The 17,985-nt window shown below is 43.2% G+C and carries 15 protein-coding genes; 5 read left to right on the top strand and 10 right to left on the bottom strand.

Features of this window, described 5'->3' with window-relative positions:
- Nucleotides 1-48 precede the first annotated feature (48 nt).
- The 5 genes from G0029_RS13075 to cysM all read right to left on the bottom strand — a co-directional run bounded on the left by G0029_RS13075 (nucleotide 49) and on the right by cysM (nucleotide 6,286).
- Complete coding sequence (locus G0029_RS13075; protein WP_180109997.1) at nucleotides 49-699, bottom strand: hypothetical protein; 651 nt, start codon at nucleotides 697-699, stop codon at nucleotides 49-51.
- A gap of 80 nt (nucleotides 700-779) precedes the next feature.
- Nucleotides 780-3,086 carry a RelA/SpoT family protein gene (locus G0029_RS13080; RefSeq protein WP_078194183.1) on the bottom strand — a complete coding sequence of 769 codons (2,307 nt, stop codon included), beginning with the start codon at nucleotides 3,084-3,086 and terminating at the stop codon, nucleotides 780-782.
- 33 nt (nucleotides 3,087-3,119) lie between these two features.
- The gene (gene rlmD / locus G0029_RS13085) at nucleotides 3,120-4,508 is read right to left on the bottom strand and encodes a 23S rRNA (uracil(1939)-C(5))-methyltransferase RlmD (protein ID WP_180108095.1); all 1,389 of its coding nucleotides are present in this window, start codon (nucleotides 4,506-4,508) and stop codon (nucleotides 3,120-3,122) included.
- A gap of 6 nt (nucleotides 4,509-4,514) precedes the next feature.
- Nucleotides 4,515-5,333, bottom strand: a complete 819-nt coding sequence (locus G0029_RS13090; protein WP_078191277.1) for a 3'-5' exonuclease — start codon at nucleotides 5,331-5,333, stop codon at nucleotides 4,515-4,517.
- A 32-nt stretch (nucleotides 5,334-5,365) separates the two neighbouring features.
- Nucleotides 5,366-6,286, bottom strand: a complete 921-nt coding sequence (gene cysM, locus G0029_RS13095; RefSeq protein WP_180108096.1) for a cysteine synthase CysM — start codon at nucleotides 6,284-6,286, stop codon at nucleotides 5,366-5,368.
- 153 nt (nucleotides 6,287-6,439) lie between these two features.
- Here cysM and G0029_RS13100 point away from each other — a divergent pair, with 153 nt between their 5' ends.
- From G0029_RS13100 to rsfS, 5 genes are all read left to right on the top strand, one after another.
- Nucleotides 6,440-9,247, top strand: a complete 2,808-nt coding sequence (locus G0029_RS13100) for an ATP-binding protein (protein WP_180108097.1) — start codon at nucleotides 6,440-6,442, stop codon at nucleotides 9,245-9,247.
- Between the two features lie 111 nt (nucleotides 9,248-9,358).
- A complete protein-coding gene (locus tag G0029_RS13105; protein ID WP_180039859.1) occupies nucleotides 9,359-10,147 on the top strand; it encodes a crotonase/enoyl-CoA hydratase family protein in 789 nt (262 codons plus the stop codon).
- A 32-nt stretch (nucleotides 10,148-10,179) separates the two neighbouring features.
- Nucleotides 10,180-11,049, top strand: coding sequence for an NAD(P)-dependent oxidoreductase (locus G0029_RS13110; RefSeq protein WP_180108098.1), 870 nt, complete (start codon nucleotides 10,180-10,182; stop codon nucleotides 11,047-11,049).
- Nucleotides 11,050-11,087: 38 nt separating this feature from the next.
- The gene (locus G0029_RS13115) at nucleotides 11,088-11,885 is read left to right on the top strand and encodes a hydroxypyruvate isomerase family protein (protein ID WP_180108099.1); all 798 of its coding nucleotides are present in this window, start codon (nucleotides 11,088-11,090) and stop codon (nucleotides 11,883-11,885) included.
- 73 nt (nucleotides 11,886-11,958) lie between these two features.
- Nucleotides 11,959-12,360, top strand: a complete 402-nt coding sequence (gene rsfS, locus G0029_RS13120) for a ribosome silencing factor (protein ID WP_078194190.1) — start codon at nucleotides 11,959-11,961, stop codon at nucleotides 12,358-12,360.
- Between the two features lie 93 nt (nucleotides 12,361-12,453).
- On the opposite strand, the gene G0029_RS13125 is transcribed toward rsfS, so the two are convergent.
- The 5 genes from G0029_RS13125 to G0029_RS13145 form a co-directional block, all read right to left on the bottom strand.
- A complete protein-coding gene (locus G0029_RS13125) occupies nucleotides 12,454-13,071 on the bottom strand; it encodes a hypothetical protein (RefSeq protein WP_180108100.1) in 618 nt (205 codons plus the stop codon).
- Between the two features lie 13 nt (nucleotides 13,072-13,084).
- Nucleotides 13,085-14,416, bottom strand: coding sequence for an ammonium transporter (locus G0029_RS13130; RefSeq protein ID WP_180109998.1), 1,332 nt, complete (start codon nucleotides 14,414-14,416; stop codon nucleotides 13,085-13,087).
- A 347-nt stretch (nucleotides 14,417-14,763) separates the two neighbouring features.
- Nucleotides 14,764-16,218, bottom strand: a complete 1,455-nt coding sequence (locus tag G0029_RS13135) for an NAD(P)(+) transhydrogenase (Re/Si-specific) subunit beta (protein WP_180085565.1) — start codon at nucleotides 16,216-16,218, stop codon at nucleotides 14,764-14,766.
- Between the two features lie 3 nt (nucleotides 16,219-16,221).
- Nucleotides 16,222-16,542: a proton-translocating transhydrogenase family protein gene (locus tag G0029_RS13140; protein WP_078191287.1), complete on the bottom strand. Its 321-nt coding sequence runs from the start codon at nucleotides 16,540-16,542 to the stop codon at nucleotides 16,222-16,224.
- 11 nt (nucleotides 16,543-16,553) lie between these two features.
- Entirely contained in the window at nucleotides 16,554-17,681 is a 1,128-nt protein-coding gene (locus G0029_RS13145) for a Re/Si-specific NAD(P)(+) transhydrogenase subunit alpha (RefSeq protein WP_111885447.1), read from the bottom strand.
- Between the last annotated feature and the right edge of the window lie 304 nt (nucleotides 17,682-17,985).

Raw genomic sequence — 17,985 nt, forward strand, 5'->3', positions numbered from 1 at the left:
TAGTTCAGATCAAAACCCATCTTCGGATGGGTTTTTTATGCTACTAAGTTAAATAAATGAGCTAAGCAAAATCGCAATAATAGGATGTAACTTTTCAATATCGGATTGCAGGAATTCCACCTGTCGTTTTTGGTCTAGACTTGCAAATTGCCATGTATCATCTGTTTGCTGTATCACGTTTAAAATTAAATTTAAGCCATTTCGCAAATATACACAGGCTAGATCCGATCTCTCCACCCCTCGCTTTTCATCACAGACCACAAGCCAACCCTCTTGTAATACAGGGGCATAATACGATGCTGTGATGCGAATCAAATACAGGTCTTGAGTGTTTTTAAATAATGCTGAATATTGAGATGAATCATTTGAAATCAGTTTTAAAGAAAATGCCTGTGTCTCAACCACCTGCATTTCAAAAAGGACCAAGCTTGCTTGCTCCTCAGTGCACTTGTCTTGTTCTATAAATTGAACTTCATGATCCAAACTTCCCTTTATGAGTTCCAATTGTGTCTCTAACTCACGTGCAAATTTCTCTCCAATCTGCCGATGACTATTTAATAATTGGGAAATTAAAGGAACTGATAAGCCAAAATGTTCACACACGGCTTTACCATTTTTAAAAGGGCCTGTTGCCACCCAATGGTCAATCGCTCGTGTTAAATTCTGTCGACGCTTTTCAAAAAGCTCTGAAGGCAGCATAAGCATTCAATTTTATAATTTCTCTCCCCCAATATAATAAAAAACCCGCACGCAGCGGGTTTTTTTATACAGCTTTATTTTTAGCTACCTTGTACCAATCGACGTGCGCTAATAATGCCTGGTTGTTGCTCTAGACGTGCCAACAGTTTCGACAACTGCGCCAAGCCTTTCACTTCAATCAATAGCTTCATATTGGCAATACCATCACTCTCGGAAATGGTATTCACCTGACGAATATTGATTTGGTCTGAGAAAATCACTTGAGTCAGATCTTTAAGCAAACCACGACGGTCATAAGCTTCCACCACGATTTGCACACTTTGACCACGAGTTGGCTGCATTTCCCAATCCGCTTCAACCGCACGTTCAGGCTCTTGCCCAATCATACGGATATAATCCGGACATGCGACCTTATGGATACTTACGCCACGATTCAGGGTGATATAACCAGCAATCGATTCACCATGCACAGGCTGACAACACTGAGCAATGTGTAGTTCTACATTGTCCAAACCATCAATCAAAATACCATGCGCCGAAAGCGTATGACTTGCACGTGGGTTCAAGGTTGGTTTTAACACCAGTTCAGGCTCATCCTGATCGAGGTGCATATGACGGTTAACCTGATTGATTAAAGCATGCAAGCTAATGTCACCACTCACCAAGCCAATCAATATATCTTCACCCAATTTCACATTAAAATGATTGCAGTAATCATTCAAATCGATACTTTTCGGGTGAATCGCCAAACGTGACAATTCTTTATTCAGAATCTCACGTCCCACTTCCAAGTTTTTACTACGGTCTTGCTGACGGAACCAATGACGCAACTTATCACGTGCACGAGCCGTCTTGATATAACCCAGCGAGTTTACCAACCAATCTCGGTTAGGCTCACGATCTTTCTTGGTTAAAATCTCGACCTGTTCCCCAGTTTTTAGGGTATAGGTTAAAGGTACATAACGTTGATTCACCCGTGCTGCATAGCACTTGTTGCCCACTTCAGTATGCACATGATAGGCAAAGTCAAGCACGGTCGAACCGCGTGGTAATTCTTTGATATCACCATCACGACTGAACACATAGATTTTCTCAAAATCTTCAAACTCTTGGATTTGTTCGAAGTTTTCAGAAGCCTCATCTTCTTTATGGGCGCTAGCATCATTTCGTTCTTGATAATGTTCAAGCACTGCACGTAAAGAATGTAAGCGATGATTAAATGAATAATCTGTGGTTTTAGAACCTTCTTTATAGTTAAAGTGCGAGCACACCCCGAGCTCAGCTTCTTCGTGCATATTATGCGTACGAATTTGCACTTCTAAAGATTTGTTCTCTGCAATCACGGCCGTGTGCAGTGAGCGATAACCATTGGCTTTCGGGTTAGTAATATAATCATCGAACTGATGCGGAATATGACGCCAAATCTGATGAACGATCCCCAGTGTGTGATAACACTCAGGTACATTATCCACCAAAACGCGAACTGCTCGAATGTCATAAAGCTGATCAAAGCTCAGGTTCTTACTCTTCATTTTTCGATAAATCGAATAAATGTGTTTCACCCGTCCATTAATCTCGGCCTCAATGCCATGATCTAATAGTTCTTTACGCAACTTTTCTGTCACGAACTGAATATATTGTTCACGCTCTAAACGTTTTTCATTCAGTAAAGAGGCAATTTCTTTATAGCGTTCAGGTGCTAGATAACGGAAAGCAAGATCTTCAAGCTCCCACTTAAGCTGTGCAATCCCTAAACGGTGCGCAAGCGGCGAGTAAATAGTTAAAATTTCTCGTGCGACACGCTCTTGACGTTCTTTGGTTGAGTGCGCTAACTCACGTAATGCATAGGTACGTTCAGAAAGTTTGATTAACACAACACGAACATCTTCAGTCACAGAGATCAGCATTTTATAAATGCCGGTCAAATGTTCACGTTGGTTATTATTAAAATGATCTTCTAGACGTTTATTTTGCTCAATCAGGTCAGACAACTTACCCATGGCAAGCGTGCCTTTCACCAAAGCATGCACTTGATCGCCAAATTTGCTTTGGACTTCTTCTAAACTGGTTACGCCTTCACGAACACTTCGATACAGCATGGCTGCTGATAACGTATCTTCATCCGCATACAGATGGGCAAGAATATCCGCCATTTCAATACCCGTATAGAAGGTATTTGAGCGATGGTTGACCGTTGTTTCAAGTTCATTCTGTAAGGTCAGATGTGCAACTTCTTCGAGTTGCTTTAGAGGAGCCCCGTCAAACATGCCACTCACACGCTCTAGCCATTCAGCTAAATCATGCTGTGCTTGCTCGGCATGTTCTACAGTCGTTTCCTGAGACAGCTCATTGAGACGTCCAGGTAATTGTTCACGTACTGTGACCATACCCTACTCCTAGTTTTCTACGCTTCATAACTTTTAATCGTTTATCTGATTTTCTTTTTCGAACAAAGCAATCGATTCGACATGCCCTGTATGGGTAAACATGTCCATGACACCCGCTTTTTTCAAACGGTAGCCTTGTTGTACCAGCATTCCAGCATCGCGTGCTAGTGTTGCAGGATTACATGACACATAAACGATTCTTTTTGCACCAAATTTGGGCACATAACGCATTATTTCCTCTGCACCAGATCGTGGTGGGTCTATCAATAATGCATCAAATCCTTGTTTTGCCCAAGAATGATGCGAAAAATCTTTTGTTAAATCTTGTGAATAAAATTTCAGTTGCGAAAGGCCATTGTTTTGTGCATTTTCTGCACCACGCTGAACCATTTCTTCACTCCCTTCAACTGCAACGACTTGACCCGTTGAACCCACACATTGAGCAAGTGGTAAAGAAAAGTTTCCTAAACCACAAAACAGATCTAGAACTCGCTCACCTTGTTGTAACTGAAGCAATTCACATGCCAGTTTCACCATTTGCGGATTAATTGTGGAATTCACTTGTGTGAAGTCCTGAGGATTAAAGCCAAATTCCACACCAAAGTCACTTAGACCATAGTGCAGACGCATCGGTGCATCTGGATAATCCACGCGATGTAAGCTGTCTGGCCCTTCAGGTTGTAAGTACAGTTGCCACTCTTTATGTAACGCAAATTTTACTAATTGGTTGACATCTTCCGCGCAAAGTTCCGCCGTATGACGAATCAGGAGAGCAATTTCTTGATCTCCCATGGCCAGTTCTATATGCCCAATATCTGCTTTACCTTGCAGACTTTGTAACAATTGTTTGAGTGTGGTGATTGAGCCAAACTCACGATCCAACACCATACAACGGTCAATCGAAGTCAGTTTATTTGACTGGCTCTCACGAAAGCCGACCACGAGTTTATCTTTTGCAGGTAGGTAACGCACACCAATACGTGCTTTGCGACGGTAATCTTCACGCAATGAACGTAACGGAGCTAACCATTGATCAGGTTGTATCCCAGCAAAATGTTGCAAATGTGATTGTAAAACATCTTGTTTTAAACGAATTTGCTCGTCGGGATGAATATGCTGCATGCTACACCCACCACAGACCCCATAATGTGGGCAGGCCGGTTTAACCCGTAGAGCAGACTCTTCACTCAGTAATTCCAGACTGTCTGCTTCTTCGAGACGCTTAACGACATTAGTAATACGCGCACGCACCGTTTCACCCGGCAAGGCATAACGGATAAAGACTTTCTTACCGTGTTTTTCTGCAGGATGATCTGGATGCGTCCCAAAGTGCGCTATGCCTCGCCCCTCATGTGAAAGCGATTCAACCTGAAATGTATAAATGGGTTGTTGGGCTTTTTGGGGTTTGGCTTTGTGTTTCATGCGTACCTAATGTGTGGAAGATGGGAAATCAGATTGGGTGAATTCGGTGCGCTGCGAGGTTTGCTGCCATACCGATAAAAAGTCAGCGTGTTGCGGCTGAGTTTGTAAATATTGAATCGTACTTTGAATCAGGTGCTGATGATCATTTAACAATAACTGTCCTTTCAGCAACAGCCAGCGTAAATAAATCAACCATGTATTGAGCACATCACCTTCACAGTAGCTGGTCAGTTCAGTCCACTGTTGTTCACGTACATATTCAGGCACATGGTAGCCACCATCACCACGTTTACCAGGGAAACCAAGTAAATGTGCTGCATCGTCAAGTTTTTGAAAATGACGACCATGGAACATGGCCATGACATCCATCAAATCTACATGACGATGATGATAACGATTCTGGTAGTTATTATAGCGCTTTTGCGTATCAATCTCGCCCTGATCGAACAAACTTGGTGCAGATAGTCCGTGATACATGGCACGGAACAAAATCACAGGCAAATCAAACTGCGAACCGTTCCAACTGACCAAGGTCGGATGACGCTTTTCAAAAATAGAAACGAATTTTTTTAAAATTTCAGCTTCGCTATTGTCTTCACGACTAAATGAAAACAACTTCATGCCCTTTTCATCAATCCATAGTCCAGAGATACAGACAATTTCATGCAAGGCCAAACGCTGAAAATCCGTGCCCGCCTCTTGGCGACGCAGTTTAGTCAGCGCTGCATCTAGATCCACCTCAGGCAGATCCAGTCCATACAAATGCGCACCTGACTTCAAATCTGTCAGTGTTTCGATATCAAAAATTAAAACAGGTAAACGCATAAGTACTCACCAGTGCCGATCGGCTACTGTAATTATTCAGGATCAACAACAGAGAATAGACCAGTCGACAAGTAACGGTCACCACGGTCACATACGATGCAAACAATCACGGCATCCGGATTTTCTTCAGCCAATTTAACTGAAGCCCATACCGCACCACCCGATGAAGTACCTGCACTTATACCTTCTGTACGTGCTAAACGACGAGCTGTTTTTTCCGCTTCAATTTGCGGAATATCCATAATGCGATCAACACGTGAAGGGTCAAAAATCGTAGGAAGATATTCTTGTGGCCAACGGCGAATACCAGCAATGTTTGAGCCTTCAGACGGTTGTAAACCAACAATTTGAATATCCGGATTTTGTTCTTTTAAATATTTCGAAATCCCCATAATGGTCCCAGTGGTTCCCATTGAGCTGACGAAATGTGTAATTTTACCGCCTGTTTGTTTCCAAATCTCAGGTCCCGTAGTGAGGTAATGTGCTTCCACATTGTCCGGGTTACCAAACTGGTTTAGGACTAAACCTTTGCCGTCTTTTTCCATTTGAAGGGCAAGATCACGTGCTTCTTCCATGTTTTTAGATTCGATCAGTTCAGCACCGTAGGCACGCATGGCATCTTTACGCTCTTGGCTAGAACTTGCAGGCATGATCAAGGTCATTTTATAGCCACGCATTGCTGCAACCATAGCTAAAGCAATCCCTGTATTTCCGCTCGTCGCTTCAATCAATGTATCACCCGGTTTAATCTGACCACGCTTTTCCGCTTGCATAATCATGTTATATGCAGGGCGATCTTTGACCGAACCCGCTGGGTTATTGCCTTCTAACTTGGCTAATACTGTTGCTTGAGTATGACTTGCCAGACGCTGTAAACGCACTAACGGCGTGTTGCCGACGTAATGGTCTAATAAAAAATCGTCTGCTTGAAAATCAGGGGTTGTATTACTCATTATTCACACCTATATCGAGGTGCGCCTATTGTATGAAAAAATGCCTTTGCCTGCACCCATTTGCCTCGCTTTTTCGCGAAAGTGATTAAAGCACAATCAGTTTTAAATAATCCATGCTAATATTCGGGGCATAAGGAATAAACTGCTTAAACCATGTCAAATATCAACAAAAAGCTTTTTAAACGCCTACACTTAAATCATGCCTATGGTCAGTTGATTGCACTTATTTTTGTGCCGATCACCATTTTGGCTTGTGTCGGTGCGATGTTGGTAATAACAGAAACCTCCAATGCAGCCAAAGCACAACAAAAACAAATGGCTGTCGCGATTCTGACACGCTATCAACCCACGTCAGAATCTGCGATTGATTTGCTGAATCATTACCCTTGGCAGTTTGATCAAGCTCGTAATGCCATGCAAAGCATGTTGAACGAAAAACATTTGATTCGTGCCGCGATTTTAGATCTCAAAGGCAACAACCGCCTGAGCATTGGCTTTCAAGATCAAGATATTTGGCCTGCTTTAAACAGTAAAGCATCTTTTATTGGACCGATTGCACATCAGGGTAACCATATTTATGCCCTGAAAATTTCAGATTCAACCCAGACCCCAGCATGGTTAAGCATTGAACTGGACAATCAACCGCTGCAAATTGCCCGCTATCGCGTGTTAATCGTGTTGATTGCAACGGGTTTATTGACGCTCTTATTACTTTTACTGTGTTTGAATTTTTATTCACGTCGTTGGATCGCACCAATGTACGAAATTCGCATGCAGTTACAACGCTTAAATGCCGACACTCTAGATCAGCACATGATCATTAACAGTACTGGAGAACTCCGGTTATTACAGCGTGATATAGCAAATGTGGTTAAACGCTTACATTTCAGTTTCTTAGAGCTACGTGAACATACCGAACAAACGGAAGATGACTTAAGACGCACGCTTGATACTTTAGAAGTGCAAAATATTACCTACCGTCAAGCACGTGACCAAGCAATTCAAGCCAACCAATCAAAATCAGTGTTTTTGGCCAATATTTCCCATGAACTGCGCACACCGCTGAACAGTATTGATGGCTTTATTCATCTTTTACTGCGCCAAGGCAACCTCAGTAATGAACAAAATTTATATCTACAAACGATTCGTAAATCTTCTGCGCATTTATTGGCTTTAATTAATGACGTGCTTGATTTCTCGAAAATCGATGCAGGCAAACTAGAACTCGAAACTGCGCAATTCGACTTAGAAGAAGCCGTCTTTGATGTGATGGATATGTTGTCGCCATTGGCAGCACAAAAACACATCGATATGACCTTCTACTATGCGGACAATGTGCCGAAATTTGTGGTTGGTGATGTCCTACGCTTCAAGCAAATTTTGACCAACTTAATTTCAAATGCAATTAAATTCACTCCAGATGGTGAAATTATTGTCCGTGTCCGTATGGAGCATGATGACATCGGTCAATGTCTGCTGCACTTTAGTGTGCAAGACAGTGGTATCGGCCTAAGCGGTACCGACCGTAAGAAACTGTTTGAATCCTTCTCGCAAGGTGATGCATCTGTTACCCGTCAATTTGGTGGTACAGGTTTAGGTCTTGCCATCTCCAAGCAATTGGTCAGCCTAATGCATGGACAAATTGGTTTTGAAGATAACCAAGAACGTGCCCCAACAGAAAAAGGCTCAACCTTCTGGTTTACTGCGCGCTTTGTGGTCGATGAAGAAATTGAAATTGTGCATCCACAATTTAGCAATCTACAAGTCGTTTCCTACTTAGCACATCCAGCAACCGCCAATGTCCTGCGTCATTACTTAGAAAATTATGATGTTGAACATATTGAAACGCAGTCGATCCTTGATTTATTTAGTCGACTTAATCAGCTAAAAACCAATGAAAATACTTGGTTGATCGTCGATCATAGCGGCGACTCTGAAGCCTTACTGAAAGAAATTCGTCATCGTTATAGCGGTAACTTAGCGGTTTATGGCTACCAAATGATGCTCGATCCAAACATGTTGAACGAGTACCGTGCCCGTCCATTGCATCAACCACTCAGCCGTACAGCGCTGATTCAGTTGTTGAGTAATGAGCCGTGGTTTGATCAAGAGCAACATGAAGAATTTAATGGTCAAGGTCTGCATATTTTAGCTGTCGACGACCATTTACCAAACCTGATTGTGCTTGAAGCCCTGCTCTCTGAGTTGAATGTGAAAACCACCAAGGCTTTGAGTGGACAAGAAGCCATTGAAATCATTCAAGCTCGCCAAGAGCAAGGTTTAGCGGCTTTTGACCTCATCTTTATGGATATTCAAATGCCAGTGATGTCAGGTGTCGATACCACGCGTGCCATTCGTTCACTTGAGTCAACCTTTGAAAATCATAAGCGCCTTCCAATTATCGCTTTGACGGCACATGCACTTTCTGATGAAAAACAAAAGCTTCTGCAAAGTGGTATGGATGACTATGTCACCAAGCCCATTCAAATGGATCAAATTATTCAAATCTTGACCCAGTGGACTACCGATAACTTTAAGAAAGTGCCGGTTTTAGAGCGCAGTTCGGTGATTGAAGCCCTAGAGCCAAGTATTTTAGATTGGCAGCAAAGCTTGCAGTTGGCCGCGAATAAAGAAGATCTTGCAGTCGATTTACTGAAAATGCTCGTCGATAGCTTTGAGCAAGAAATCCATGAAATGGCACAGCTCATCGAAGATGAAGATTTTCCACAATTAGAGCATGTACTACATCGGCTTTATGGCGCAACCCGCTATGTGGGCGCTCCAACCCTCCAAGAGGTTTCAGGTCAATTTGAGCAATTTGTTTCGACCTTACGTAAGGAACGCCGTAAAGCGGATGACGCTTTTGTCCAAGAAACCCTGAACCGTTTTGATGAGTTAAAAAATGTCATGGCGCAAGTTGAACACGCAGCTCAACAAATCTTAGCCAAACAAAATAATTAAGCGCAGTCCGACTAAAGTCAGTGCCGTCCAGCTTCTGTTGTGACTGCACTGTCATGTATCCTGTCAGGGTGCATGCTATGCTCGGGCGCAGTAACAACAAGAGTAATTACCATGGCTTTATTACGTGTAGAAAAAAATAATGGCATTGCAACGGTTTACTTAAACCGTCCAGAAAAACGTAATGCAATGAGCTTTGCATTGCTCAAAGAATTGGTCAGCACCGCTGAAAAATTAAAAAAAGATCGTAGCTTACGCTGTGTCATTTTAACGGGTGAAGCCAATGTATTTAGTGCTGGCATTGATTTGGCTGACCTGAATGATCCGAAAAATCGTGCCTATGCTGCGTGGGAACTGTTAAAGCCCGGTCAAAGTTTATTTCAAAAAGCCTTTCTGATTTGGCAGCAACTTCCTGTGCCCGTAATTGCAGCACTTGAAGGCTTTTGTTTTGGTGCAGGCATGCAACTTGCCTTGGCTGCCGATATCCGTATTGCCCACCCGAAAACGCAAATGTCGATTATGGAAAGTCGTTGGGGCTTAGTACCCGACATGGGCTTAACTCGCTCACTTAAAGGTGTGATTGGACTGGATTTAGCCAAGGAATTAACCTTAACAGCACGTATTTTTGACGCAGAATATGCCAAGGAAATTGGCTTAGTGACACATTTAAATGAACAGCCTTTGCTTCAAGCGCAGCAGTTAGCCGAAGAATTATCACAACGTTCACCAGATGCCTTGGCAGCAGCAAAACAAGTGCTAGATGCCATGGAGCATAGTCCAAAACGTTCTTTACGCTTAGAAAAAATCTGGCAATTTAAATTACTGCTCGGCAAAAACAGCCAATTGGCACGTAAAAAAGACAAGAACCCAGAGGTTCAGTTTTTACCACGCCAATATAAGTAAAATAATCACACAGGATAGATTGAGTACAGCACATGGCGTTTGATCGTAATACCAAAATTGCATTTCTAGGTATGGGGCTGATGGGTAGCCGTATGGCCACGCGTCTCATTCAGGCAGGATTTGAAGTAGCGGTGTGGAACAGAACTGCTGCTGCGTGTGATGAGTTGATTGCGATTGGCGCGACAGCGCTTCAATTGGAGAAGATTGCCCATTATCCTGTGGTTTTATCTTGTCTCGCAGACGATGCTGCTGTTGCCGCGGTATATGCAAGCATCGAAAATCATTTAGCGGCAGGACAAATTATTGTCGACTTCTCGAGTCTATCTGTGAATCAAACCCATCAATTGGCTCATGCTGCAAAGTTGAAACAAGTCACTTGGATTGACTCGCCTGTTTCGGGGGGCACAGCAGGTGCTGAACAAGGCACCTTGGTCATCTTTGCCGGTGGTGATGCTGAAACGATTCAAGATTTGAGTCTGATTTACAATGTTTTATCTCAACGTGTTACCCGCATGGGCGACTCAGGTACAGGTCAAGCCACCAAAATTTGTAATCAGCTGATCGTCGCTGCCAATAGCACGTTAATCGCAGAAGCTGTCGCACTGGCCGAGAAATCAGGTGTAGACACCACGTTATTAGCACCAGCGCTTGCTGGTGGTTTTGCAGACTCAAAGCCTTTTCAGATTTTAACCCCACGTATGGCAACGCATCAGTTCGAGCCCGTACAATGGAAAGTTCAGACTTTATCTAAAGACCTGAATAATGCAGTCCAACTGGCTGCCCAGTTTGAGTTAAGCATCCCTGTTGCCAGCCTTGCTTTATCGCAACTCAAAGCCCATCAGGACAATGGTTTTGCAGAAAAAGATCTAGCTACCATCATTCAACATGTCGAACAAAACTAACAACACTTTAGAAGTGAATTGCTTCAAGGACGATATACATGACTCAGCTCGCGGTTAATTTATCCATGATTTTTACCGAAGTGCCATTGTTAGAGCGTTTTGCTTTGGCTCGTGAACACGGTTTTAAGCATGTAGAAATTCAGTTTCCATATGAGCTGAGTATTGAGCAAATCCAAACCCAACTCACCATCAATGATTTAAGCCTGTGTTTAATCAATGTCCCTACGGGTGATTTGATGCAAGGTGGTGATGGTCTTGCGGGAGTTCCGGGGCGTGAAAATCAATTTCATCAAGCCTTAGAACAATGCATTCGCTATGCCACTGCGTTAAATGTACCAAGTGTCAATATTTTAGCCGGCAAACAGCCACAAGATGCTGACCTGCTCCCATGTTTAAATACCTTGTCGAGCAACCTCAAACTGGCGTGCCACATGTTGTCTGAACATCATATTCAACCGGTATTTGAAATGATTAATGGTACTGATATGCCGCGCTTTTTGGTGCAAAATATTGCCCAAGCTCAGGAAATGCTTGAAGCTGTACAACACTCTACTTTGAAGATGCAATATGACTGCTACCACATGGCGATGATGGGTGAAGATATTCTCAGTACTTTGGCAGAAAATATTCAGGATATCGGTCACATACAGTTTGCTGACTGTCCGGGGCGACATGAACCTGACTCAGCGCAGATTCCATTTGCTGAGATTTTTAAATGGTTAGATCAAAGCCAATATACAGGTTACATCGCGGCTGAATACCGACCACGAAGCAACTCATCACATTCTTTTGCGTGGAAAGACAAATACTTCCCTCATTTAGCCAATGGTCAATGACGTGTTGATTTGAAATTCATCAACAAAACCGCTATATTAGAACATGTAAAATTGTCAGGAAATCATACCCTCTATGAATTTAGAACCATCGCCCAGCGCTTCTAATTCTCTCGATCTCGCAAAATCAACGCAAATCAAAGACGTACAAGCGTGCTTAGCTGTTGTACGTGAAGCACTTGAAGATGTAAAAGCCAAAGATATTGTTGAACTTGATATCAAAGCAATCAGCAATGTCGCAGATGCGATTGTTATTGCGAGCGGTACTTCAACTCGTCACATTAAGTCTCTTGCAGACAACGTGGCAGAAGAAGCACGTAAAGCTGGATTCCGCCCTATCGGTGTTGAAGGCGAACGTGATGCAGAATGGATCCTGATTGATCTCGGTTTTGTAGTGGTACATGTGATGTTACCTACAGCACGTAAATTCTATGATTTAGAAAGCTTATGGCGTACAGCTCCAGAAACTGTAGCTTAAGCTTCCAGAAAAAAGCGACCTAAATAGGTCGCTTTTTTTATCCCTTGATTTCATACACGGACAATCAGCTTCATGGTGTTTTACCCCCCTACACTAAAGCAGTTGGTGTAAATCCACCTCAGGATAGTTGGCTTTAATTTTCAGCTTGGTTTGTGCATAAACTTGGTCCGCACGCATCGGTCCATAAAAGTCACAATACACTTCATAAATGCTTGTTAAAACTTTGGCATAACTGGTCAAGGGCAAAAACTCGACAAAACTCGCCGTATTAATTTGTGCATTTGCTGCAATTGCCAGCCCAATTTCTTCTAATTGCTCAATCACATCTTGGATGAAATCAGCTTGATCTTTAGACTTCACCGTCAGCATGACTGACTCGATAAAGCCTAAAAAAGCTTCGCTAATGGTCTCTGCAATGAGCTCGTCTTCTTGCTCCTGCTCCTGCGGTTTTTCAACCCTTAACAGTTCCTGCTTTTCTAAGGTAGATAACTCATACAAGACTTGCTTCAGCATATCTTTACGATAAAAGCGAAGCTCCTCTGTGGTACAGATATCATTTAAGAAGCGATTCAAGACAAATGACGGTTTCATGCTGTACTGCTGCTCCCAGTGCCGTAGCGCACTGTCGAGTAACGTCCCATGAATAAATTGTTGTAAGCCTTTTTCTAAAGCTTCGCGGCGTTGTGCCAAATTCAACAGTTCGGTGCTCATTGCTTTACTCCTGTTAATGACGCTTGGTCATATCATCCGTTTCAAAAGTCACATCTTTTTGAAACTCGGGATAAGACAATTCAGCATGTTCGGTATAGTCCAAACCCCGTTGTTCATGTTGCTTACTCACCCGTAAGCCACCCAACAATTTGTCCAAGACCTTAAATACAATGAACGCAACGCCAAAGCCCCATAAAAAGGCTGCAATCACCCCAAGCCCTTGTATCGCGATGACATCGCCATTAAACATATTATTTTCAAGGAATATCCCTGCCGCCAATGTTCCCCATGCGCCACAGAAACCATGCACAGTCACCGCATCCACTACATCATCCAGTTTCATTTTTTCCATGAGCATTGGCAGGAAGGTCACCATGACACCTGCACATAAACCGGTGATGACCGCATACAGTGGAGACATCGTTGCACAGCCTGCCGTAATGGCAACCAAGCCCCCCAGTGAGGCATTGATCGTACTGCGGATCAAAATGGCTTTAGATCGGATGAGGCAGAGCAACATATATGCAACCGCTGCCGAACACGCTGCAAGATGCGTATTTAAAGCAATACGTCCTACGCTGACATTGGCATTAATGGTCGAGCCTGCATTAAAACCAAACCATGCTAACCATAAAATAAAACCACCTAATGCCACTAATGGTAAGTTATGCCCCGGTAAATAATGGCTTTGCCCATTGCGTCCAAATCGTCCCAAACGTGGACCCAATACGATAATGCCCGCTAAGGCCACCCAGCCACCCATCGAATGCACCACGGTCGAACCTGCAAAATCGATAAACCCGAGTGCTTTTAACCAACCGTCTCCGCCAAATAAACTGCCCCATGCCCAACTACCAAAGAGAGGATAAATCAAACCGGATACAACGGCCGCACTCACCACATAAGCGACAAAATGAATCCGCTCTGCCATTGCACCACTGGCAATAGTGGTTGCCGTTGCAGCAAACATCATTTGGAAAAATAGGAGGTTCCAGTGCCAATCATCCAGTTGATCGGGTGCAAAATGACTTAAGCCAAACCAGCCCGTCGTATTTACCCCAAACATCAGACCAAAACCCACCAACCAAAACACCAGACCACCCAAGCAGGCATCCATGTAGTTTTTCATGAGTACGTTCATAGTGTTTTTACTGCGAACTGAACCACTTTCGATCATGGCAAATCCAGCTTGCATAAAGAACACCAAGATGCCGCCCAGTACCACCCAAATACTGTCGAGTGAAATACGAATTTCTTGAATATTACTGGCGATTTGCGGGTCAACTGCCCATGCAGTCGATGTCAGGACACTCAGAAACAGTGCCATCAAGTATGTTTTTTTCATGATTATTCCCCCAAGAATAACCATGCTGTGCAAAAAGAATACCAAATTTCAGACAATTAATTATTTTTCAATGCATTGCATCACAAAATCAGTTCGCAACGATGTTCTGAATCGCTGAGATCAAATCTAATGAAACAAAACAGCGCATCGATCTGCACCTTGTTTTCAAAATACGCATCAATTTGATTCAAGCACCTGATGCGCTAAATATTTGTGCACTTTTAGTGTGAAGCATCAATTAATCAAAAGCGAAGAAAATAAAAGCAAAGAAAACAAAAAACCACCCGAAGGTGGTTTTAAATCTTCCTCAATCCCGCTTTATCACAGCGGGACTTTGGCAATATGAATTAATGACCGCCGCCATTAATGGCTTTTGTCATATCTTCCACAACTTTCTTCGCATCACCGAAGATCATCATCGTTTTATCGTTATAGAACAAGTCATTATCTAGACCTGCGTAGCCTGTAGCCATAGAACGTTTGATCACCATAATGGTACGTGCTTTATGCGCTTCAAGAATTGGCATACCGTAAATTGGAGAACTTGGATCGTCTTTTGCCGCTGGGTTCACAACGTCATTCGCACCAATCACCAGTACTACATCTGTTGCTGGGAAGTCTGAGTTGATCTCGTCCATTTCAAGAATGTCTTCGTATGCAACATCAGCTTCAGCTAAAAGTACGTTCATGTGACCCGGCATACGACCTGCCACAGGGTGAATCGCAAAACGAACTTTTACACCTTGCTCTTTTAAGATTTCACACAATTCTTTCACGGCATTTTGTGCACGACCTTGCGCCATACCATAACCCGGTACGATCACCACGCTATCCGCATTTGACATCAAGAAGCCAGCATCATCTGCAGAACCTGAACGGTGATTACGCTGTGCTTTTTCACCATTGTCCGCCGCCGCTACTGCTGTACCACCCATTGCACCACCAAACAAAACGTTGATGATTGAACGGTTCATGGCTTTACACATGATGTAAGACAGAATTGCACCTGATGAACCAACCAGTGAACCTGCAACAATCAGCATGTTGTTTTCAAGCGTGAAACCAATCCCTGCTGCTGCCCAGCCTGAGAACGAGTTCAGTAGCGATACCACCACTGGCATATCACCACCGCCTACTGGCGCAATCCATACCCAACCAAATGCAAGTGCAAGAACAGTCATTGCCCAGAATGCGTTCATGTTGCCTGTGGTAAAGAAGTAGATACCACACGCCAACATCGCAAGGAAAATTAAGGCTTGAACAGGTTTTACCCATCCACCTGAAATGGTTTTTGCCCATTTCTTCGCAGCCAATTTACCGTAAGCAAATACCGACGCTGTGAAGGTAATCGCACCAACAAAACAGCCTACAAACAATTCAAATAAATGAACTTTGCTCATGTGGGCATGTTCTACACCCGCAGCTGTTAATACCGCTTCATTCTCCGCGAATGCCGCAGTCAATAGGTTGTTGTGTAGAATCGCAGCGATCGCAATCAGTACCGCAGCCAAACCGACCAATGAGTGCATCAGTGCCACAGTTTCAGGCATTTGAGTCATCGGAACTGTTTTTGCACGTGCAATGCCAACGACTGCACCCAACACCATTGCACCCACAATCATCCAAATCACGGGATGATCTGCGACAAAGAATGTGGTGATTACAGCAATCGCCATTGCGATCATGCCATAACGGTTACCTTGAATCGCAGTTTTTGGACCAGACAAACCACGCAACGTTAAGATAAAAAGAACGGCACCAATCAGGTAGAACCAATCCGCATATTCTTTAATGAATTCCATGGATTAACCCTCTTTTTTCTTTTGCTTAGGTTTGAACATTTCAAGCATACGTGCAGTCACCGCAAAGCCACCAAAAATGTTGATACTTGCAAGGAAAACGGCAATCGCACCTAAAATACTCACCACGTTAATGCTTTGGAACTGTACGCTTGCATCCACAATACCTGGGATACCAACGGTTTGAATCATCGCACCAACGATAATGATCGATGACAAAGCATTGGTTACAGCCATTAATGGTGTGTGTAGCGCAGGTGTTACCCCCCAAACCACGTAGTAACCAACAAAGATTGCCAAGACAAAAATAGTAATCGTTTCAACCATGATGATTCTCCTTAACCACGTTTCAGCAGCACTTGGCCGCCATGAGTGACAAGTAGTGCTTTTTGAATTTCTTCTTCAGGGTTAATTGCGAAGTTCTTTTCGCTATCAAACAGGGTTTCAATGAAATTCAAAACGTTACGTGCGTATAGTGCCGACGCTTCAGTCGAAACTGTTGAAGGAATATTTGGAATACCGAGAATTTTCACGCCATTTGCAGTCACAACATTTTCGCCGCAGACAGAACCTTCAACGTTCCCGCCAGTTTCAACCGCCATATCTAAAATGATTGAGCCTGGTTTCATTTTGGCAACAGTTTCTGCTTTGATTAAACGTGGTGCGTCACGACCCGGCAATAATGCAGTCGTAATCACGATGTCAGCATTCGATACGGCTTTATCAACAATAATCGCTTGGTCGCGAATGTAGTCTTCACCCGGCATCCAGCCATAACCATTTTTCGCAGCATCAGCTGCTTTTTGTTGCTCTTCTGGTGACATTGGTACGTCTAACCATTTACCACCCAAAGATTCAACTTGGTCACGTGCTGTAGGACGTAAGTCAGTTGCTTCAACTACGGCACCTAAACGTTTTGCTGTTGCAATAGCTTGTAAGCCTGCAACACCTACGCCCATGATCACCACACGTGCAGGTTTCACTGTACCTGCTGCTGTCATAAGCATTGGGAACATACGTTGATATTCTGCCGCAGCCAAAAGCACAGATTTATAACCTGAAAGGTTGGCTTGAGATGAAAGTACGTCCATGTTTTGCGCACGAGATAAGGTCCGTGGCAAAAGTTCCAATGCAAATGCAGACACGTTTTGTGACGCAAATTGGTCAAGTTCGGTGTTGCGGTAAGGGTCAAACATCCCCACAACGGTGGTACCCGCTGTGAGTTTTTGAATTTCGTCACCTTTAGGCGCACGAACTTTCAAAATCATTTGACTACCGGTATAGGCATCATCCGTAATTTTGGCACCAACTTGTTCATAGGCACTATCGATGTAAGCAGCGTTTACCCCTGCTCCACGTTCAATAACGACGCTATGACCAGCGCTGATCAACTTCTTTACTGTTTCAGGCGTCGCAGCGACGCGATTTTCACCGACAACAGTTTCGGCTGGAATTCCGATCTGCATGAGCGTTCCTCAAGCTAATTTTTCTTAAGTAAACATCGCAATCCGCGATGTCTCCCCTCAGGATGTGTTTTTGTACAATTTTTGGATTCTAATTGAACTTTTTTAAAATACTACCCAATATTTATTTAATAAATACCCATATTTTGAACTCATGATTCATGAAAAGAATAGTGCGATATTTCATTTATTCAGTTTTATTTGTAGATTTATTACTCATTTTTATCCTATTTATAACTTTTTAATATTACTTAAGACCAAAAACATAAATAATTTCGCTAGTTTTAATGCAGATTGTTTCAGTGCG

It is taken from the genome of Acinetobacter sp. YH12138 (assembly GCF_015218525.1).
GTDB lineage: Bacteria > Pseudomonadota > Gammaproteobacteria > Pseudomonadales > Moraxellaceae > Acinetobacter > Acinetobacter amyesii.